This is a genomic window from Maribacter sp. HTCC2170 (genome assembly GCF_000153165.2).
GTDB lineage: Bacteria > Bacteroidota > Bacteroidia > Flavobacteriales > Flavobacteriaceae > Maribacter_A.
This window is the reverse complement of the sequence record NC_014472.1, coordinates 2,352,230-2,374,033: the sequence shown is the minus strand read 5'-3', so window position 1 is coordinate 2,374,033 and position 21,804 is coordinate 2,352,230. Positions and strand designations below refer to the sequence as shown.

Genomic DNA, 21,804 nt, shown 5'->3' with positions numbered 1-21,804 from the left:
AGTTTATGGATGGGCGGATACCCATACTGTTTTGTTTTTAAAAAATTCTTTTTTCCAAATAGGTACTCTTTCCTTGAGAGTATCAATCAGAAAGCGGCAAGCAGCAAAACAATCCTCTCGATGCGCTGATGAAGCTCCTACAACAACCACAGCTTCTTTCACTTCCTTCTTACCAACTGCATGGCGCATCACAACCTTATTCAGAGTCCATTTTAATAAAGCCTGTTCAACTATTTTTTCCATCTCCTTCAAGGCCATGGATTTATATGCCTCAAATTCCAAAGAAGTTACCGATTCATTATTTGTTGAATCCCTTACTGTACCAAGAAAAACACATATTCCTCCACTAGCAGCATCCGATAATTCGTCGTACACAACTGAAGTATCAATACAATCTACAATTTCTATAATTGGTTTGTTCATTAACCTCCGCTTACAGGTGGAATTATTGCTATCTCATCATGAGCTTGTAAAGATAACCCATTTGTAGCATATTCCCCATTTACAGCAATCGCCAAAGAGGTTAATTTTTTGAATTCCGGAAAATCAGATTTTATCAAATGAATCAACTCTTCAACACTTGCCGGTTTACTTTTGAGTCCAGATAAATCCAAAACAGAACTGCCTACGATATCCTTGGCAATCCCAAAAAGAAGTACTTCCATATAATTATCCTACCAACTCTTTTTTGTTCAACTGATCAACGAAAGGTTGTTTATAAAGTCTCTGACCTGTAGCTTTATTGATTGCAATTGCAATGGCTGCGCCAGCCGGAGGCAAGGTGGGTTCACCTAATCCCGTTGGGGACAAAGTATTCTTCACAAAATGTGTTTCTACTTCAGGCGCTTCACGCATTCTAATCAATCTATATTTGTTATAATTCTCACTCTGTGGGGCACCATCTTTAAAAGTTAAATCCCCATACATGGAGTGTCCAATACCATCAATAACCCCACCTTCAATCTGGTTCAATGCTCCAAGAGGGTTGACCACAATACCACAGTCTATTGCAACGGTCACTTTCTTCACCACTGGTTTATTATTTTCCATGACAACATCAGCTACTTCTGCAACATGGGTGTTATGACAATAATATGCACAGAATCCTTGATAAACCCCTTCTTTAGGGTTTCTAAGTCCGGACTTCTCCACTACAAGATTAATTACGTCCTCCATTCGTTCAGCAGAATACTGAATACGCTTGTCTGTTGTCCCCTTCACTTTCTGCAAAAGATCCAATCTCATTTGTACTGGATCCTTATCCATTAATTCTGCCAACTCGTCAAAGAAACTTTGCTCCGCAAAAGAGAGGAAATTCGTATAAGGTGCACGCCATGCACCTGTGGTGATATTGCTCTGGTAATTGGCTACATCAACCTGATAATTATCAATTGCACCCGCTGGGAAGAAGTTTGGAATAAGCCCGTACATATTTCCGTTTATCGCAGCCTCTTTTAGATGGTAACCTGTTATTTCACCATTCTTTATACTTGCTTTTATGCGGTATTTAATAGCTGGTCTATAAACCCCAGTGGTCATATCATCCTCCCGGGAAGAAACCATTTTAACTGGTTTTTTAATTGCATTAGAAATCTCAGTTACCTCAAGCAAGAAATCGCTATACAACCTTCTACCAAAGCCTCCACCCATTCGGGTCATCTCACATTCAACTTCTTCGAAATCCCGACCAAGCATTGCGGCCGCAGCTTGTGAAGAATTCTCCGGGGTTTGTATGGGGCCAACTAAATGAATTTTTTCATCAGTAACATTTGCATAAAAATTCATCGGCTCCATACAGTTATGCGGCAAGAAAGGTGATTCATAAGTGCGTTCCAGTATTTGGTCCGCTTGGGCAAATGTCTTACTTACATCACCATCCTTTCGTAAAGTATTGAATTTTTTACCATCCAATAATCCCATCAATTTCTTGTCTTGAAACTCGGTACTTTCCAAAGTTGAACTATTCTTCCAAATGGCTTTGACCGCTTTTTTGGCTTTTAAAGCTTGCCATGTAGTATTTGCCAAAACGACTACTTTATCACTATTGCTCAATTTAACCGTCCAATTGGCACCTTCACCGCTAAGTAAATTTCTTGCCTTTTCACCAATAGTTATTACATCAACCACGCCCGGCATGGCCTTTGCCTCTGTTGCATCAAAAGACTCAAGCTCTTGTCCAAATGACGGTGGGCGCAAAACCGAAGCATATAACATGCCTTCTGTTTTAAAATCCATTCCATAAAGTGGTTTACCGCTTATGATTTTATCAATGTCAACATTTTTGGCATCAGTCCCAATAATTCTAAAATCTGCGGGATCCTTCAACGCAATAGTTTCTGCAGGCAATTCTTCACCTTCACTCAACTTCGCTATTAGAGCCGCTCTATGTACCTCACGTTCTTTTTCCAAAATAGCTGCATCATTGACCACATCACCATAACCCAACGTTTCTCCAGACCCATTGGTTATTACACCCTGACTTGTACTACATTCGGAAGCATCAACACCCCATTTTACGGCCGCAGCATTAACGAGTATTTGACGTGCATAAGCTCCCGTTTGCCTCAATGGTTCCCAACCAAAACGAATTGACTGGCTCCCACCAGCAACCTGTCTTGTATAATTCTTTGTATCAAGCTTACCTTGTACAACATTTACATGATTCCAAGGCACATCCAATTCTTCAGCAATTAACATGGGCATCGATGTTTTAACACCTTGACCAATTTCAGGATTGGGTGAAAAAATCGTTACCATTCCGTTATCTGCAATCTTAATGAATGCATTGAAATCATTGTAATTCAGTTTTGAAATATCAATGGGCATTTCCGCTTTGGGCTTGCACGCGTGAAAAAGATTAATGCCTATGAGCATTCCGCCACCTGCCAAAGACGAGGTTTTTAAAAAAGACCTTCTGCTAAAATTTGATGGTATAAGGGTTGACATGATTCTGTTTTTTGAGTTGATTATTTCATTTTTTCAGCGGCAACAGCAACTGCCTTATGAATACGGCTATAAGAAGCACAACGACAAATATTACGTGTCATGGCATTCTTGATTTCCGCTTCAGTTGGGCTGGGGTTCTCATCCAATAAGGCCGAGGCAGTCATGATCTGACCTGCTTGACAATATCCACATTGTGGTACATCTATTTCTTTCCAAGCCTCCTGCACTGGGTGCGACCCATCCTCAGAAAGTCCCTCAATAGTTGTAATGGCTTTTCCATCTACCTGTGCCACTGGCAAAAGACAACTTTGCATCGCAGTACCATCAACATGCACATTGCATGCACCACACTGCCCTATTCCGCAACTATACTTCGTTCCAACCATATCTAAATGGTCTCGCAAAACCCATAACAAAGGAGTATCTGCAGATACATCAACAGTTTGGGCTTTACCATTGATTTCTAAATTGAATGTTGGCATTTTATCAGGTGTTTTGTTAATTGTTCAGCATATTATCATTCTTTTGCCTTTTTTTACAGCATTGTAAAAGAATAAAATACCTCTGTAAGGTAAATAAAATATAATCCTCTTTTTATGGGCTATAAATTTTTAACCTTTATTTATGTTAAAAAGTGAAGTGAATAGCTGAGAAGGAATTCCATGTTATTGCCTTATTTTTGTCGTAATGAGCAATTCCAAATCAATAAGCAGTCTACAGAACCCCTTAATAAAGAATGCTGTTCAGTTAAGGGATAGATCAAGGGAACGTAAAAAAACAGGCCTTTTTATTCTTGAAGGAAAAAGGGAGCTAACTCTAGCCATCAAAGCCAATTATATTATTCAAACTGTTTTCATCTGTAAGGAAATAATATCTGATCAAGAGATTGATTTGGTTTTAAGTAACATTCATGATGGTTTTGAACTGATAGAAGTTACCAAAATAGTGTATCATAAAATGGCCTATAGGGAATCTACTGAAGGTATTTTAGCAATTGTTAAAGGAAAAAACCATTCCTTGGAAAATATTAGACTTAGAAAAAACGCGCTCATCCTGGTAGCTGAAGCTCCTGAAAAACCAGGAAATATTGGAGCTCTTTTACGCACCGCGGATGCAGCCAATTTAGATGCTGTGTTAATCGCTAACCCTAAAGGTGATCTTTATAACCCCAATATTGTTCGTTCAAGTGTGGGATGTGTATTCACGAATCAAATCGGGTTGGGAAGTACTTCTCAAATTATTGATTTTCTTAAGAAGAAACAAATAAACCTCTTTTGTGCGGCCCTCTCTGCATCGCAACCTTACACCCAGGTTAATTTCGAAAAAGCCGCTGCGATAGTTGTAGGCACAGAATCTACTGGTCTGTCTCAAGAATGGTTAAATGCGTCCACAAACAACATAATAATACCGATGGAAGGGGAAATTGATTCTATGAATGTTTCAGTATCGGCGGCAATACTTATATTTGAGGCCAAACGCCAACGATCAGTCTAACCAACTGCCAACTTAACCAGATTATTCCAAAACAGACAATGACCCACACTACCCTATTTTATATAATCATCTCAATTTTGGTGATAGAGTTTATTCTTGAAACTACATTGGACTTTTTGAACTCGAAACGATACGATGATCCAGTTCCTGAAGAATTGCAAGATGTTTTTGATACCAACGAATATCAAAAATCTCAGAATTACAAAAAGACGAACTATAGTTTTGGACTGTTGACTTCAGGATTTTCGTTGCTCTTAACCCTTGGGTTCCTCTTTTTTGGAGGATTCGAATGGCTCGACAATATGGCTCGCAGTGTTTCGGACAATTCGATTGTCATAGCTCTCATATTCTTTGCAACTATTATGATAGGTAGCGACATTATCACAACCCCTTTTGGTTACTATAAAACTTTTGTAATAGAAGAGAAATTCGGTTTTAATAAAACCACTAAAACAACCTTCTTATTGGATAAACTTAAAGGTTATCTAATGATGGCTATAATTGGGGGTGGAATTACCGCATTGATCATATGGTTCTTCGAATGGGCAGGTACCAACTTTTGGATTTATGCCTGGGTGGTTGTAGCTGCTTTCACTTTATTTATGAATTTATTTTACAGCAAGTTGATTGTTCCTTTGTTTAACAAACAAAAACCACTGGAAGAAGGTAGTTTGAAAAGTAAAATTGAGTCCTATGCCCAGAAAGTGGGATTTGAACTTAAGAATGTTTTTGTGATTGATGGCTCCAAAAGATCAACCAAGGCAAATGCGTATTTTTCTGGCTTCGGAAAAGAAAAAAGAGTAACCTTGTACGATACACTTATCAATGATTTGGAAGAAGATGAAATCGTCGCCGTATTGGCGCACGAAGTTGGTCATTATAAGCGTAATCATATCATTTTCAATATTGTAACCTCAATACTACTAACAGGATTCACCTTGTTTCTTCTGTCATTATTCATAAACAATCCTGAGGTTTCGAAAGCCATAGGTGTCTCTAAACCAAGTTTTCATGCGGCGCTGATTGGTTTTGGAATACTTTACAGCCCAATATCTGAATTGACAGGCTTGGTAATGAACTATTTATCTCGAAAATTCGAGTATCAGGCAGATGATTATGCAAAAAACACCTTTTCTCATTTGCCTTTGATTACCTCGCTCAAAAAGCTTTCCAAAAACAGCTTGAGTAACTTAACACCTCATCCTGCTTACGTTTTTATGCATTATTCGCACCCACCATTGATTGACCGAGTAAGGAATTTAAAGGCATAATTTTTGTTGTGTATTGATATGGATTGTGGTAATTTTATTTAGGTATGACGCAAGCAGCGATAGAAAAAGAAAATAAGCAAATTGCCAAACAGTATAAAGAATTACTGCGAATCAGTTATCAAACTTTATCGAATGATGATAAGATATTGATTCGACAAGCTTTTGAAATAGCTGTTGACGCGCATAAAGAACAGCGTAGGAAATCTGGTGAAGCTTATATTTTTCACCCTATTGCGGTGGCTAAAATCGTTGCCTCTGAAATAGGTTTAGATGCCGTTTCAATTGCCTCGGCCTTGCTTCATGATGTTGTTGAGGACACAAGTTATACGCTCGATGATATTGAACGAATGTTCGGGGAAACCGTGGCACGTATTGTTGATGGTCTCACAAAGATAGCCCACCTTAAAAAGGACATGAACATATCGCAACAGGCGGAGAACTTCCGAAAAATGTTGCTAACCCTTCATGACGATGTACGTGTAATTATTATCAAAATTGCTGATAGATATCACAATATGCTCACCTTGGATGCCATGCCAGAGCACAAGCAAGTGAAGATGGCATCGGAAACTCTGTATATCTATGCCCCCTTAGCACATCGTATTGGGCTTTATAATATAAAAACAGAGCTCGAAGATCTTAGTTTAAAATATACTGAACCAGAGGTTTACCAAGACATCAATAGTAAGATTGAAGTGTCAACTGAAGAACAACAAGATTACATTGATGACTTTACCAGTATAATTCGTGATTCTCTAGATAAGGAAGGGTTGAATTACAACATCAAAGGGCGAATGAAATCCATTTTCTCGATTCGAAAGAAAATGAAGGTTCAGAATGTCTCTTTTGATCAGATATATGACAAATTTGCTATTCGCATTATCTATAAATCGGACAAAGCGAATGAGAAATTCTTGGCTTGGAAGATATATTCCATTGTAACCGATCACTTTACCCCTAACCCAGTTCGGCTCAGAGATTGGATATCCTCACCAAAATCTACGGGATACGAAGCATTGCACATAACAGTAATGGGACCTAAAGGCAAATGGGTAGAAGTACAGATTCGAAGTGAGCGAATGCACGAAATAGCAGAAAAAGGATATGCAGCTCATTTTAAATACAAGCATGGCAATCAAAAAGAACAGGGCATTGAGGTTTGGCTAAACAAACTACAAGAAGCATTGGAGAATTCAAATACCAGCGCTGTTGATTTTGTAGAGGAATTCAAACTCAATCTTTATTCCAAAGAAATCTTTGTTTTCACCCCGCTAGGAGAGTTAAAATCAATGCCGAAAGGAGCTACTCCTCTTGATTTTGCCTTCAACATACACACCGAAGTTGGCATGCGTACCCGTGGTGCAAAAGTCAATGGTAAATTAGTGCCATTGAACACATCTTTAAAAAGCGGTGATCAAGTTGAAATAATAACGTCGGAACAGGCCAAACCAAATCAGAACTGGTTGGATTATGCAACAACAGCAAGAGCAAGGGCAAAAATTAAATCTTCCCTACGCGAAGAAAAGAAATCTATTGCTGAAGATGGCAAAGAAATACTCCGAAGAAAACTAAAATCACAAAAGATAAATCTTAATGAAGATACCATTAACAAAATGGTCATCTTCTTTAAACTAAAAACTAGCCTAGATCTTTTCTATCGAGTTGGGAGCGGTGCTATCGACAATCAAAAAATCAAAGACTTTGCCTCATCGTACAACAATGCCTTCATTAGTTTCTTTAAAAGTAAAATAAGAAGAAAAACAATACCCGAAGGTATTGACAAAGAAGAAATTACCGCTAAATACGACATGCTCGTATTTGGTAAGGAAGAAGAAAAACTCGACTATAAGTTATCGCAATGTTGTAACCCTATTCCTGGGGATGATGTTTTTGGGTTTGTAAGTGTCAATGAAGGAATCAAAGTACACAAAAAGAACTGTCCCAATGCCATTTCGCTTCAATCTAACTACGCTTATAGAATTATAAGTGCCAAATGGATCGATTCGTCCCAACAAGAATTCAAATCAGAAATTCAATTAACGGGAATCGATAATCTAGGTTTGATCAGTGAAATTACCGAAGTGATTTCCAATCACATGAGTGTGAATATTAGGAATTTAAATTTTAGCACAGATAGTGGCACCTTTGTTGGTAGAATTACAGTTGTCGTAAAAAACAACCTCATTCTCAAAAAATTAATTGCTAATTTGAAACAAATTAACGGAATCGATAAAGTAACCCGAGTTTAGAAACTTAATTAAAATTTAGCTGTACATTTGCACATTAATGCAGTGATTATTGATATGGCTCCTAACAAGAACCAAGAAATTGTAAAAAACGTATTCACAACCTTTTTAGAAGAAAAAGGGCATAGAAAAACACCCGAACGCTACGCGATACTGCAAGAAATTTATGATAGTGACGATCATTTTGATATAGAGTCGCTTTACATAAATATGAAAAACAAAAATTATAGGGTCAGTCGGGCAACATTATACAATACCATAGAGCTTTTATTGGATTGCAAATTGGTTCGTAAACATCAATTTGGTAAAAACCAGGCGCAATATGAAAAATCATATTTTGACCGCCAACATGACCATGTGATTCTTACTGATACTGGAGAGGTTATGGAGTTCTGTGATCCTCGAATTCAATCTATCAAAAAAACCATAGAAGAGGTCTTTGATATCAAAATCAATACTCATTCATTATACTTTTATGGGACCAAAAACAAAAAAGAGAATACAAACAACTAACCAGACTTATCAATGGCAGTAGATTTATTGTTGGGATTACAGTGGGGAGACGAGGGAAAAGGAAAAATCGTTGACGTACTTACAAAAAACTATGATATAATAGCACGTTTTCAAGGGGGACCAAATGCAGGACATACACTTGAATTTGATGGGATAAAGCACGTTTTACATACCATTCCCTCGGGAATTTTCCATAAAAACGCAATGAACGTTGTTGGAAATGGCGTTGTAATAGATCCAGTGATTTTCAAAAAGGAATTGGATGCTTTGGATAAGTTTGATATTGATATTAAGTCCAAACTCCTCATTTCAAGAAAAGCACATTTAATTCTACCAACGCATCGCTTATTGGACGCAGCTTCTGAAACTTCAAAAGGTAAAGCCAAAATAGGTTCTACCTTAAAAGGAATTGGACCTACTTATATGGACAAGACTGGAAGAAACGGAATGCGTATTGGGGACTTGGAATTATCTGATTGGAAAAAAAAATATAGAGCTTTGGCCAACAAGCATGAAGCCATGATCGGGTTTTATAATGTTGATATACAATATGATCTGGAAGAACTGGAATCTGAGTTTTTCAAGTCAATCGAAGCATTGAAGAATCTTTCTTTTATTGACAGCGAAGAATATTTATATCAAGCCCAAAAAGGTGACAAAAAAATACTTGCCGAAGGTGCTCAAGGCTCGTTATTGGATATTGATTTTGGCACTTACCCCTTTGTAACATCAAGTAATACCACTGCGGCTGGTGCCTGTACCGGACTAGGCGTTGCACCAAATCAAATAGGTGATGTTAAAGGTATTTTCAAAGCTTATGTGACGCGTGTAGGTAGCGGTCCCTTCCCAACAGAACTTTTTGATGAAGATGGCGAAACTATGGGACGTGTAGGCAATGAATTTGGGGCGACAACCGGAAGACCTAGGCGTTGTGGCTGGTTAGATTTAGTAGCTTTGAAATATGCAGTTCAAGTAAATGGTGTTACTGAATTGATGATGATGAAAGGCGATGTCCTAAGTGGATTTAAAAAATTGAAAATTTGTACGGCTTACAAGTATAAAGGAGAAACCATAACCCATCTACCTTATAATATTGAAGCTAAAAACATTACGCCCATTTACACCGAAATGAAAGGGTGGTCGCAAGATTTGACGAAAATGAGGAAAGCGGAAGAAATGCCTAAAGAGTTGAACGACTACATAGACTTTTTGGAGAAAGAATTGGAGGTTCCAGTTAAAATAGTTTCTGTTGGTCCTGATAGAACACAGACTATTCATAGATAATCTATACAAGATTTATTAGAAAGCCCTACGTCCATTAGGATTTAGGGCTTTTTTATATCTGTAGATTATCTAACTTGTCTTTGGAAAACTTGCATATTTCCATACTAATTAATAATACACTATCTTTCATAACCATTTATTATCCAATAAATTATGAGAAATAGTTTGTTATTTATATTCGTTGTATTCACTTTAGTAGCTTGTGGTGAAAAAACCAAAAGCAAACCAACAGAGTTAGTTGCTCAAGACAATTTGAGTATAAATTCAATTAAAAAGATTGATATACATTCTCATTTTAAATATACACGAGATTCCATTCAAACATTCTTTGAAAAATGGAATATGCAAGGCTTACTTGTAGACGTAGCCCATGAAAATACCAGAAGCTGGGATTCATACGTACAAATCACAAAACAACATCCTGAAACTTTTTATTTATGTTCTTCCTTGGTTGGAACTGGAATTGATTCTCCGGATTTTGCCAATGAAAACATTAAACGGTTAGATAAAGAAATTGCCTTAGGTGCAAAAATGGTAAAGGTTTGGAAGAATTTTGGGATGGTTACCAAAGATGATTCAGGTTCTTTTATTCAGATAGATGATGACCGCTTACAACCTATTTGGGATTATCTAGCTAAAAAAGGAATTCCTGTTATTGCACATATAGCTGAGCCTGTTCAGGCCTGGAGGCCACTTGACGACCCAAAGAACCCACATTATGGGTATTATAATGACAATCCGCAATACCATGCTTATAAAATTCCTGAAATACCTGCTTATGAGACCATAATCAAAGCTCGTGACAAATGGATTGAAAATAATCCAAATCTAACTATTTTGTGTGCGCACATGGGAAGTATGTCGCATGACGTAGAAATGATAGCTGAACGTCTAAATAAATTCCCAAATATGTCTGTTGAACCTGCAGCTAGATTTGGCGATTTAGCAGGTCAAGATTCTGAAAAGGTTAAGGATTTCTTCATAACCTTTCAAGACCGAATTTTATTTGGAACCGATTATGGTAATTCACTACCTAAAGATTCATTATCTAATATTGAGCAAAAAGACGAATTTGAAGGACTGCATGCGAATTATTCTCTATTATGGAATTATTTAAGTGGCACTGACTCCTTAATTATCAGAAATCAAAAAACAAAAGGACTTGGACTCTCAACTAATGTCCTAAACAAGGTATATCATCAAAATGCAAGAATCTTGTTGAAACTTGCTGAATAGTGTACTTCAAATTTTTAGCAAGTGTTTTAGCGATTTTGAACAATTGTCTTTTCTAATGTGGCATCTGCCGAAATGATTTTATAATTGAGTGGTTTTATTGTAACTTGTTAAATTCAACCAAAATTGACTTGAATTGCAATTATGAGACCAAACAAAAGATTTCATATATTCCTAGTTACTTTTCTTTTTGTTGTAGGAATAAATACGGCGCAAGACCTTAATGTTAAATCCCCAGACGGAAAAATCACTCTAAATATTGGAATTTCAGAAACCATAAACTGGAGTGCAAGTCTCAATGGTAATATAATAATTGAAAAAGCCATTGTTTCAATGAATATGGGTAATGGAAGAGTTATAGGAGATTCGCCCCAATTGCGAAATAAGCGCTTTAAAAGTGTAAATGAAACATTGCTCGTTCAAGTACCAAATAAAGATGCAATGGTCCAAAACAATTATAATGAATTGAGTTTGAATTTCAGGGGTGAATATCAGCTATTGTTCAGAGCATTCGATGATGGAATTGCTTATCAATTTATTGACAAAAGCTCAAGAACCAAAAAAGTTGTAAACGAACAAATGTCGCTGACTTTTCCTGAAGGAACTTCTTCTTTTTTTCCTCAAGAAGAATCAATGTATTCTCATAATGAAAGGGATTATTTGAAAAAAGACATTTCAGAAATGAAAAATGGTGATTTCTGCAGCCTCCCGGTAATGTTCAATACGAAAAATGCCAAAGTTCTTTTTACCGAATCCTCATTGCACAATTATCCTGGACTATTTCTTGAAAGAGGGTCTAATTCAACTATGAATGCGGTCTTCCCCAAATATGTATTAAATACTGTCCCAAATGAGGCCTCTAGTCCTGATAGAAATCAAATAATTACTGAAGAAGCGGATTACATTGCAAAAATCAGTGGAAAACGCTCTTACCCTTGGCGGGTTTTTATCATCAGCGATGATGACAGAACATTTGTAGAAAGCAATTTAGTTGCACAATTGGCGAAACCATCAAAAATTCCAAATGCATCTTGGATTAAACCTGGTCAAGTAGCTTGGGATTGGTATAATGCAAATAACATCTATGGAGTTGATTTTGAAGCTGGGGTAAATGACGAAACCTATAAGTATTTTATCGATTTCGCTTCAAATAACGGAATTGAATATGTGATTCTAGATGAAGGGTGGACCAAATCCACCACGGAAATTTTGGAAGACAATGAGAATATTGATGTTCCAGGATTAATTAAATATGCCAAATCAAAAAACGTGGAAATAATACTATGGGTCCTTTGGAAACCACTGTATGAGGACCCCGAAAAAATTCTGAGTCTATATGCGAGTTGGGGAGCAGTGGGAATCAAAACCGACTTTATGCAACGAAGCGATCAGTACGTTGTTGAGTCTTATGAGAAAATTGCTGAGATAGCGGCAAAATATAAACTTTTGGTTGATTACCACGGAGCTTTTAAACCTGCAGGAGTTGAACGTATGTGGCCAAATATTATAAATTACGAGGGTGTAAGAGGTAATGAAAACAATAAATGGAGTTCGGCAATAACACCAGAACATAACGTCACCTTGCCCTTTGTAAGAATGGCTGCAGGCCCTTTCGATTATACTCCTGGCGCAATGATCAACATGAATAAAATTGATTATGAAACCGGTGGATCAAATTATGCTCCGCTTTTCACAAGACCAATGGCTTTTGGTACCAGGGCCCATCAAGTTGCCATGTATGTGGTATTCGAAGCTCCCGTTCAAATGTTGTGTGAATCACCAACGATTTATTATAAAGAACAGGAAACTGTAGATTTCATAACGCAAATACCAACTGTGTGGGATGAAACTGTAGTACTCGAGGGTAAGGTTTCTGATTATATTATTGTTGCCCGTCGTAAAGGGAATAATTGGTATCTTGGAGCAATGACCGACTGGACCAGTAGGGAGTTTGAAGTAGACCTTTCATTCTTGGGGAATGGTGAATTTGATATGCAATCATATAAAGATGGAATCAATGCTTCAAGAAATGCCCAGGATTACAAGGTTAGTTCAAGTACAGTAAATGAAAATACCAAACTAAAAATAGATTTATCCAGTGGTGGAGGATACTCGGCCATATTCACTAAAAAGTAGAACATGAAAAACATCAACAGAAGAAATTTTATTAGAAAGACATCCTTGGCAGGTGCAGCCATGGCGATAACCCCTTCAATTGCCAATTCCGCTTCGAAAACCTATGAACGGGCATATGGTGCCAAATATATGGGTGATTTCGCAGCACCAAAACTAGAAACTGTACGAGTAGCTTTTATAGGTATAGGTGCAAGAGGACCGGGACATTTAAAATTCATTGCTCAATTACCAGGCACTGAGGTTGTTGCAATTAGTGATCTTTATCAAGACAATGTTGAAAAATGGGGAGCGAAGGCCAAGGAAATTGGCGGAGGTAAAAGACATAAAAAAATAAAACTCTATCATGGTGGCGAGAACCAATGGAAAGTCATGTTGGATGAAGTTAAGCCGGATGCAGTTTTTATAGCAACAAATTGGGCCACCCATGCGCCAATGGCAATTGAGGCCATGAAAAAAGGTGCTCATGCATTTGTTGAAGTTCCTATTGCAGTCACCCTTGATGAAATGTGGGAAATTGTAGATACATCTGAAAAAACCCAGAAGCATTGTATGATGATGGAAAATGTCAACTATGGCAGGGATGAATTGATGTATTTAAATATGTGTAGACAGGGTTTAATTGGTGAGCCATTACACGCCGAAGCTGCATACATTCATGAATTAAGAGGTCAGATGGAAGAACAAGAACGTGGTACGGGTTCTTGGAGAACTTATCACTATGCCAAAAGAAATGGAAACCTTTATCCAACACATGGATTAGGTCCTGTAGCACAATATATGAATTTGGATCGTACTGATGACAAGTTCAATAGTCTAGTATCATTCTCTACTCCTGCTTTGGGTAGAAAGCTATATGCTGAAAAGAAATATGATGCTGATCATAAATGGAATAAATTAGAATTCAAAGGAGGTGATTTGAATACTTCCATCATCAAAACAACAATGGGACGCACTATTATGGTGCAATGGGATGAAACAAGTCCAAGACCATACTCTCGCCACAATATGATTCAAGGAACTAAGGGTATTCTTGCCGGTTTTCCTACAAGAGTAGCTTTGGAAGGTGGAATTGAAGGAGCTACAAAAAACCATCATTCCTGGGCTCAAGGCGATCAACTGGCAGCATTATATGAAAAATATGATCATCCATTGTACAAAAGATTAAGCCAATCAACTCAGGGAAGTGGACATGGTGGCATGGACGGGATGATGCGGTACCGGATTATAGAATGCCTTCAAAAAGGCCTTCCATTAGATCAAAACCTATATGAAGGATGTTCTTGGAGTGCTGTTGCCCCATTAAGTGAACGCTCAGTTGCAAGTGGCGGTGCACCACAGAATTTCCCTGATTTCACTAGAGGAAATTGGAAAAACACAAATCCATTAGGTATAATTTCTTAATAACTTATAGCAAGAATGAAAAAAACTATTTTAATGCTAGTTGTGATTTTAGCTAGTTATTCTTGTAAGACAGTCAAGAAGGGAGCAAAATCAGAAACGGGGATCGAGGCTCAAGTAAAAGCAAATGACTGGATTACCCTTTTTGATGGCGTAAGCACAGAAGGTTGGCGAGCGTACAATGGAAAAGCATTACCTCCAGGGTGGGTTGCCAAGGATGGAGCCTTGACGTTTGATACCGAACTTGGTCTAGAACAAGATTATAAAGGGGGAAAAGATATCATTTACGGAGCTGAAGAATTCGATAATTTTGAGTTTTATGTGGAATGGAAACTCCCAGAAGGAGGAAACTCGGGTATTTTTTACCACTTAAAAGAGGGATATAACAGTCCGCCTGAAGTATCTCCTGAATACCAATTGATAGATGATGAAAATTATGCCAGAATACATGATTTGACTGAATACAATTTGAGTTTAGGTTATACAGAAAAACCTGAAGAACTCAAACCATTGCAACAAACAGCTTCAGATTATGCAATGCACGCAGCTAACCCTGAAGGGAAAATTTTACACCCTGTTGGTGAGTGGAATTCAAGTAAAATTGTTTTTACTCCTGAAAAAGTTGAACATTGGCTGAATGGAAAAATGGTACTTTCATTTGTACCCTGGTCTGAAGATTGGCATGAGAAAAAGAATTCCGATAAATGGAAAAACAGTGAAGATTATGGCAAATTTAAGACTGGATTCATAGGCTTCCAAGATCACTCAAGTCCCATATGGTTTAGAAATATCAAAATCAAAAAACTTTAATGTATAAAAGTTCAACAGCTAATCATTTTGCTTTTTTATTAATTATTGTTCTTTTTACCTCTTGTGGCGCACAAAAAGGATTAGATGATGATGGATTCGTTAGCCTATTCAATGGTGAAAATCTTGACGGGTGGATTGGCAATAATAATTCCTATGAAGCTATTGATGGAATGATTGTTGTTAATCCTAATGGGGAAGGAAGTGGAGGTAATCTTTATACTGTAGATCAATACAGTGATTTTATTTTCAGATTTGAATTTCAATTAACTCCAGGTGCCAATAATGGATTAGGTATCCATTCTCCTCTAGAGGGTGATGTGGCGTATCTTGGAAAAGAATTACAGATTTTGGACAATACTGCGGATAAATATGCTGACCTAAAACCCTATCAGTACCATGGATCTGTATATGGGATAATTCCTGCCAAACGAGGTTTTTTAAATCCTGTTGGAGAATGGAATACTCAGGAAGTAATTGTCAATGGAACGAAAATTGAAATCAGATTGAATGGTACGACCATTGTAGATGGTGATTTTATTGAAGCGTCAAAAAATGGAACAATGGATAAAAAAGAGCATCCTGGGTTAAAACGTACAGAGGGCCATATAGGGTTTTTGGGTCACGGTGATGTTGTAAGATTCAGAAATATCAAAATCAAAAAAATATAACTAACAAAAACGAGAAAAATCATATTCATATGAGTACACATAATAAAGATCGTAGAGATTTTGTAAAAAAAAGTGGCCTAGGGTTACTAGGGCTAACATTGGTTCCCTCATTTATAGGTAAGATGGGACCACACAATAGATTAAGAACCGCACATATTGGTGTTGGGAATATGGGCGGCGAAGATTTAAAGGCCATCGCCTCTCATTCATTGGTAGACATTACAGCTTTATGTGATGTAGATGCTAATAATCTTGCAGCTGCTAAAAAATTACATCCAAAGGCGAAAACCTATACTGACTATAGGATAATGCTAAAAGAGATGGAAAATGAAATAGATGCGGTTGTGGTTTCTACACCAGATCATACTCATGCCCCGGCCTCACTAATGGCCATGAACATGAACAAACCAGTTTATTGTCAAAAACCATTAACGCATCACGTATCTGAAGCTCGTGCAATGAACAAATTGGCGGCTGAGAAAAATTTGGTTACCCAAATGGGAATTCAAGTACACTCGTTCTACGATTATAAATTGGCAACTCTTTTGATTCAATCAGGAATTATTGGGAAAGTCCATACGGTTAGAGCTTGGTCTCCTAAGAATTGGGGGTATGATGGTAAAGAACCAAAGGGATCGGACCCAATTCCAGAAACTTTAGACTGGAACCTTTGGCTGGGCACATCAGCAAAAAGGGATTATAAAAAAGGGGTGTACCATCCCGGAAATTGGAGAAAACTAATGGACTATGGTTGCGGTACACTTGGTGACATGGGCGTTCATATTTTTGACACTCCCTATAATGCTTTGGCTTTGGACGTTCCCAGAACGATCAAAAATGAATGCAGAAAACCCACAGGTTTTGGATTTCCTGAAAACAATGTAGTAACATATGAGTTTCCAGGAACCAAATACACCGCGGACTCGTTAAAATGGGTATGGTATGATGGCCCTGGTGCTCCAAAAGAACATGAAGATCTTGTATTACCAGGGGCCAAGAAAAAAAGAAAATCCAAGAAGGGTGATGCTTCAGTGGAAGAAAAAATGTCATTAAAAACAGAAGCTGCGGGAGTAGGCGTTTTGCCCGACCAAGGAGCCATGTTCATTGGTGATAAAGGTCGTTTATTACTTCCTCATTTTATGCAATTACCAACAAAAATTGTTGATGGTGAATACGTCGATATCTCCAAAGAAATTGAGGAAATCAGTAAGGCCAATAACATGGGTGACCCAATTAGAAATTATGCCTCGGAAGGTGTTAAACATTATCATGAATTTGTTGAATCTTGTTTGGGAAGAGGTGAATGTACTGCTCCGTTCTCCTATGCATCAAGACTTACTGAAACGATATTGTTAGGTGTAATTGCAGGTCGTTTCCCTAACAAGACCCTGCATTGGGACAATGACACAGCTAAATTTGCTGAAGAGGAGGCGAACGAATTTTTAAGTGCCCCTTATAGAGATTTTTAAATACTCTATATAATTAATAAGGCTGCCCAAATAGGCAGTCTTATTTATTTTTCAGAAGGTTTACCCTTTCCAGTTTCCAAAAAACTTGTTAGGCTGTCCAAAACATAAAAATCCCAACCGTTCGAGCAGACTTCGTAACAAATACCAGTGGATATTAAACCGTCATGTAAAAACTCAATCGTTGTTTTAGATTCAAGTTTAGAGATTTTCCAATATAGCATAGATCCAATCCATTCCTCATCAATACCTTTAAGGTTATGGTCTTGATGGGAGTCAATACATTTCCAAACAATTTCATAAGGTTCATTCAATGATATTACCCTAAATCTCCAATAAGATTCCTCACCAAAAGAGATTTTAAATTCACCTCCTACCCTATCCGAACGGCCATTAATCACACTCCACCAATCACCAATTCGTGTGGCTATTGCTTTAAATGTCTCTTCTTGGGAACAAGAAAGTTCAATTTTCCGAAAATAATTATTTGCATTTTCCATTCCTGTAAATTACCTATTTCTTAAATAATGGTCTCAATTCTAAAAAATGATTTTTTTACATAACCGTTGTCCAACTCTAAAAAAATAAAATACATTTGCCCCTTAATTATTCATTAAGAAAATATTTAGTATTTGAATCTTATTTGTTTATTATGAGCGATTTATTAACGTTTGGTCTTTTGGCATTCACTTCTTTTTTCACCTTGATCAACCCGCTTGGTACGATGCCTATTTTTATGACCATGACGGCAGAACTAGATAATGAACATAGGACCCGTACTGCCAAAAAAGCATCCATTGCGGCATTTATCACGATAGTCATTTTTGCATTCTCTGGTCAAGTGTTGTTCAACTTTTTTGGGATTTCAGTTAATAGCTTTAGAATTGTTGGTGGCGTTATCTTCTTTTTGATGGGAATGGATATGCTTCAAGCACGATTGGGAAAAGTTAAGGTAAAAGAATCGGAGGTACATTCCTATATCAATGATATATCAATAACTCCATTGGCAATTCCGATGATTTGTGGGCCTGGAGCTTTGACAAACGCAATTGTTTTAATGGAAGACGCCGAGTCCCTGGAAAAGAAAATGGTATTGGTTCTTTCAATTTTGATAGTGATGATACTCACTTACTTGATTCTATTCAGTTCAAGCAAAATAATAAAAGTACTTGGTGAAACGGGCAATAATGTCATGATGCGCTTAATGGGACTGATTGTTATGGTAATTGCCGTTGAGTTCTTTTTTAGTGGCCTAAAACCAATTGTAGCAGAGATGATGAATTAACAATTCCTAAAACTATCCCAATCATTATTTACATGCCCCAAAAAGTTCTATTTTTGGTCAAAATATCATAGGTTGAAAAGAGTAATTGGTTATTTATTGGTTTTATTCACTCTTCCGATACTGGCTCAGGAACCAGAGGAAAAAGAAGTAAAACAAATCAATATAGTTTATGGTGCTAATTTCACCAAGGATGAGGCCCAATTTCCAGGTGCTTCAATCTTCAGCAAAGACAATAGACAAATACAGTTCGAGCATGAAGGCGCTGACCTTTTTTGTGACCTCGCCATATACTACCAACAAGAAAACAGATTAAAAGCTATAGGAAATATTCGATTGCAGCAAGGTGATTCTGTTGAAATGACCAGTGGCAAAATTGATTACAACGGAAATGAAAACCTTGCTAAGGCATGGGAAAATGTAGTTTTGACCAGTAAGTCACAAATGACCCTTACCACAGATACATTACGTTTCAATAGAATAGAACAACAGGCATATTATCAAGATTTTGGTACTGTGGTTGATTCTGTGAATACATTAACAAGTGAAATTGGCAAGTATTTTCTAGAAACAAAAAAGCTTCAGTTTTTAGATAGTGTACACCTTACAAATCCAGACTATATACTTGATTCCGAGCAACTTGACTATTACGAAACTTCAAAGAATGCCTATTTATATGGCCCCTCAACAATAACTGGGAATACGTATAAGATCTATTGTGAACGTGGTTTTTATGACACCAAGGTTGAAAGTGGTTATTTTATTAAAAACACGAAAATTGATTACAACAATCGAATTATAAAAGGCGACAGCGTCTATTTTAATAAAGCAAGGGAGTTTGCTTCGGCCACCAACAATATAAAAGTGATCGACACTATAAATAACGGTCTCATTAAAGCACATTATGCTGAGGTTTTTAAAGCAAAAGATTCTGTCTTCGCCACAAAGAGAGCCGTTTCAATTGGCTTAATGGAACAAGACTCACTGTACATTCATGGTGATACATTAATGCTTACAGGTAAACCTGAAAATCGAATTTTACGAGCATTTCGAAATGCCAAAGTTTTTAAGACCGACTTAAGTGGCAAATGCGATTCTATCCATTACAATGAAAAAACAGGATTGACTCAAATGATCACAAACCCCATTCTATGGAATGGTCCAAATCAAATGACCGGCGACAGCATTCACTTAAAATCCAATTTAAAGACTGAGAAAATGGATTCGCTCAAGGTATTGAACAATGCTTTTGTCATTTCGTTGGATAGTGTGAGTATGGAAGGCTACAACCAAGCAAAAGGCATAGACTTGTTCGGTAAATTTGAGGATAATCAACTTAAAGTCATTGATTTAATCAAGAATACTGAGGTCGTTTATTACGTTTACAATGATGACGATGAACTTGTTGGAATAAACAAGACCAAATGCAGTAAGATCCGCATTACAATGGCTAACAATGACATTGAAGACCTTACTTTTTTTACTGACCCAGAAGGCGATATTTTTCCAGAAACAGAATTATCTGTGAATGAAAGAATTCTAAAAGGTTTTATTTGGCGTGGTGATGAGCGAATTATGTCCAAAGATGACATTTTTGATTATGACGATAATAATATTGTACTTCCGATCATACGAGGAATTTCAAATCCCATTGATATTGATGCCGAGGAAGAAGAACGCAATTCCAATGAGGGCGACCCGGTAAACAATATTCCCAAATCAAATGATCAAGCTATTGATCCAAAGAAAAAATCAAAACAGAAGAAGGCTTTATAAGGCAGATTATGAAAGATGATTTTCTTAAATATCAAGCCCAAACAACAAGTCATCCCCTTTCATTGGAAATTGTGGATGCCAAAGGTTCATACATCTATGATAAGAACGGTAATGCGCATCTTGATTTTGTCGCCGGTGTTTCCGCCTGCAGTCTTGGACACTGTCACCCAAAGGTCGTTAAGGCCGTAAAAGACCAGCTGGATAAGTATATGCACGTAATGGTTTATGGTGAGTACATTCAAGAACCTGCAATCGAATATACCAAGCTTTTGGCCTCACTCCTTCCAGCTCCTTTAGAAACTACCTATTTGGTGAATTCAGGCACAGAGGCTATAGAAGGAGCATTAAAATTGGCCCGGCGATTTACGGGCAGAACAGAAATCGTAGCTGCAAATAAGGGGTACCATGGTAACACCATGGGTAGTCTAAGTATTATGGGTTATGAGGAACGAAAAAGTACCTTTAGGCCTTTGATTCCAGACATTTCCTTTATTGATTTTAATTCGGAAGTAGATATTCAAAAGATTACTTCCAGAACGGCTGCTGTCGTACTGGAGACCATACAAGGTGGTGCTGGATTTGTTGAACCAATTGAAGGTTATCTAGAAAAAGTCAGAAAACGATGCACAGAGGTCGGCGCATTATTGGTACTAGATGAAATTCAACCTGGTTTTGGTCGTTCAGGAAGTCTCTTTGCGTTTGAACAGTACAATTGCATTCCAGATATCTTGGTCATTGGTAAGGGAATGGCATCCGGTCTTCCCGTCGGTGCTTTTACGTCATCTTATGAGATAATGTCGACCTTAAAAGATAATCCAAGGCTAGGTCACATCACCACATTTGGTGGCAATCCAGTGATAGCATCTGCCTGTTTGGCAACGTTACAGGAAATTACTGGGAGCAATCTGATAGAAGAAACTTTAGAAAAAGAAAAAACAATCCGTAAACTGTTAAAGCATAAGTATATCAAGGAGATCCGTGGCAAAGGACTTATGTTAGCCTTAATAATGGAAAGCCAAGAACTTGCTGATTTTCTTATTCTATCAGCTACAAAAAAGAACCTAATACTCTTTTGGCTACTATTTGAGCAAAGGGCAGTTAGAATTTCACCGCCTTTGACCATTACCATTGAGGAAATAGAAAAAGGTTGTGAAACCATTCTTCAGATACTCAACGATTACAAATAAAAACTTGTTAACTAATTTGTTAATAATATAGCCCTAATCGGGAATCAAACGTAGATCCAAAAGACTATTTTTAATTCCATAGTTTAACCAAATA

At 37.3% G+C, this 21,804-nt stretch carries 19 protein-coding genes; 14 read left to right on the top strand and 5 right to left on the bottom strand.

The window, feature by feature from the left end; translation table 11 throughout:
* Positions 1 to 3 precede the first annotated feature (3 nt).
* Genes FB2170_RS10435 through FB2170_RS10420 form a run of 4 tightly spaced genes read right to left on the bottom strand, consistent with a single transcriptional unit; the run spans position 4 to position 3,428 of the window.
* Positions 4 to 423 (bottom strand): molybdenum cofactor biosynthesis protein MoaE, encoded by a 420-nt coding sequence (locus FB2170_RS10435; protein WP_013306519.1) that lies wholly within the window; start codon positions 421 to 423, stop codon positions 4 to 6.
* The gene (locus FB2170_RS10430) at positions 423 to 665 is read right to left on the bottom strand and encodes a MoaD/ThiS family protein (RefSeq protein WP_013306518.1); all 243 of its coding nucleotides are present in this window, start codon (positions 663 to 665) and stop codon (positions 423 to 425) included. Before FB2170_RS10430 ends, FB2170_RS10435 begins: the two co-directional genes overlap by 1 nt.
* Before the next feature lie 4 nt (positions 666 to 669).
* Positions 670 to 2,946 (bottom strand): xanthine dehydrogenase family protein molybdopterin-binding subunit, encoded by a 2,277-nt coding sequence (locus FB2170_RS10425; protein WP_013306517.1) that lies wholly within the window; start codon positions 2,944 to 2,946, stop codon positions 670 to 672.
* Positions 2,947 to 2,966: 20 nt separating this feature from the next.
* Positions 2,967 to 3,428 (bottom strand): (2Fe-2S)-binding protein, encoded by a 462-nt coding sequence (locus FB2170_RS10420; protein ID WP_013306516.1) that lies wholly within the window; start codon positions 3,426 to 3,428, stop codon positions 2,967 to 2,969.
* A 205-nt stretch (positions 3,429 to 3,633) separates the two neighbouring features.
* Between FB2170_RS10420 and FB2170_RS10415 the strand changes: the two genes are divergently transcribed.
* The 11 genes from FB2170_RS10415 to FB2170_RS10365 all read left to right on the top strand — a co-directional run bounded on the left by FB2170_RS10415 (position 3,634) and on the right by FB2170_RS10365 (position 17,468).
* On the top strand, positions 3,634 to 4,440 hold the full coding sequence (locus FB2170_RS10415) for a TrmH family RNA methyltransferase (protein ID WP_013306515.1): 807 nt from the start codon (positions 3,634 to 3,636) through the stop codon (positions 4,438 to 4,440).
* Between the two features lie 38 nt (positions 4,441 to 4,478).
* Positions 4,479 to 5,711, top strand: a complete 1,233-nt coding sequence (locus FB2170_RS10410; RefSeq protein WP_013306514.1) for a M48 family metallopeptidase — start codon at positions 4,479 to 4,481, stop codon at positions 5,709 to 5,711.
* A gap of 44 nt (positions 5,712 to 5,755) precedes the next feature.
* Positions 5,756 to 7,960 carry a RelA/SpoT family protein gene (locus tag FB2170_RS10405; RefSeq protein WP_013306513.1) on the top strand — a complete coding sequence of 735 codons (2,205 nt, stop codon included), beginning with the start codon at positions 5,756 to 5,758 and terminating at the stop codon, positions 7,958 to 7,960.
* Between the two features lie 54 nt (positions 7,961 to 8,014).
* Positions 8,015 to 8,470: a Fur family transcriptional regulator gene (locus tag FB2170_RS10400; RefSeq protein WP_013306512.1), complete on the top strand. Its 456-nt coding sequence runs from the start codon at positions 8,015 to 8,017 to the stop codon at positions 8,468 to 8,470.
* Between the two features lie 12 nt (positions 8,471 to 8,482).
* Positions 8,483 to 9,754: an adenylosuccinate synthase gene (locus tag FB2170_RS10395; protein ID WP_013306511.1), complete on the top strand. Its 1,272-nt coding sequence runs from the start codon at positions 8,483 to 8,485 to the stop codon at positions 9,752 to 9,754.
* A gap of 153 nt (positions 9,755 to 9,907) precedes the next feature.
* Positions 9,908 to 10,990 carry an amidohydrolase family protein gene (locus tag FB2170_RS10390; protein WP_013306510.1) on the top strand — a complete coding sequence of 361 codons (1,083 nt, stop codon included), beginning with the start codon at positions 9,908 to 9,910 and terminating at the stop codon, positions 10,988 to 10,990.
* Positions 10,991 to 11,131: 141 nt separating this feature from the next.
* The gene (locus tag FB2170_RS10385) at positions 11,132 to 13,123 is read left to right on the top strand and encodes a glycoside hydrolase family 97 protein (protein ID WP_013306509.1); all 1,992 of its coding nucleotides are present in this window, start codon (positions 11,132 to 11,134) and stop codon (positions 13,121 to 13,123) included.
* Positions 13,124 to 13,126: 3 nt separating this feature from the next.
* Positions 13,127 to 14,524 (top strand): Gfo/Idh/MocA family protein, encoded by a 1,398-nt coding sequence (locus FB2170_RS10380; RefSeq protein ID WP_013306508.1) that lies wholly within the window; start codon positions 13,127 to 13,129, stop codon positions 14,522 to 14,524.
* A 15-nt stretch (positions 14,525 to 14,539) separates the two neighbouring features.
* On the top strand, positions 14,540 to 15,331 hold the full coding sequence (locus tag FB2170_RS10375) for a DUF1080 domain-containing protein (RefSeq protein WP_013306507.1): 792 nt from the start codon (positions 14,540 to 14,542) through the stop codon (positions 15,329 to 15,331).
* On the top strand, positions 15,331 to 15,999 hold the full coding sequence (locus FB2170_RS10370; RefSeq protein WP_041632798.1) for a DUF1080 domain-containing protein: 669 nt from the start codon (positions 15,331 to 15,333) through the stop codon (positions 15,997 to 15,999). The genes FB2170_RS10375 and FB2170_RS10370 overlap by 1 nt, the downstream gene beginning before the upstream one ends.
* Before the next feature lie 29 nt (positions 16,000 to 16,028).
* Positions 16,029 to 17,468, top strand: a complete 1,440-nt coding sequence (locus FB2170_RS10365; protein WP_013306506.1) for a Gfo/Idh/MocA family protein — start codon at positions 16,029 to 16,031, stop codon at positions 17,466 to 17,468.
* 44 nt (positions 17,469 to 17,512) lie between these two features.
* Here FB2170_RS10365 and FB2170_RS10360 read toward each other — a convergent pair whose 3' ends face one another.
* Positions 17,513 to 17,965 carry an SRPBCC domain-containing protein gene (locus FB2170_RS10360; protein ID WP_013306505.1) on the bottom strand — a complete coding sequence of 151 codons (453 nt, stop codon included), beginning with the start codon at positions 17,963 to 17,965 and terminating at the stop codon, positions 17,513 to 17,515.
* Positions 17,966 to 18,117: 152 nt separating this feature from the next.
* Between FB2170_RS10360 and FB2170_RS10355 the strand changes: the two genes are divergently transcribed.
* From FB2170_RS10355 to FB2170_RS10345, 3 genes are all read left to right on the top strand, one after another.
* The gene (locus FB2170_RS10355; protein WP_041632797.1) at positions 18,118 to 18,750 is read left to right on the top strand and encodes a MarC family protein; all 633 of its coding nucleotides are present in this window, start codon (positions 18,118 to 18,120) and stop codon (positions 18,748 to 18,750) included.
* Positions 18,751 to 18,822: 72 nt separating this feature from the next.
* Positions 18,823 to 20,523: an OstA-like protein gene (locus FB2170_RS10350; protein WP_013306504.1), complete on the top strand. Its 1,701-nt coding sequence runs from the start codon at positions 18,823 to 18,825 to the stop codon at positions 20,521 to 20,523.
* An 8-nt stretch (positions 20,524 to 20,531) separates the two neighbouring features.
* Positions 20,532 to 21,710, top strand: a complete 1,179-nt coding sequence (locus FB2170_RS10345) for an aspartate aminotransferase family protein (protein ID WP_013306503.1) — start codon at positions 20,532 to 20,534, stop codon at positions 21,708 to 21,710.
* Positions 21,711 to 21,804 lie beyond the last annotated feature (94 nt).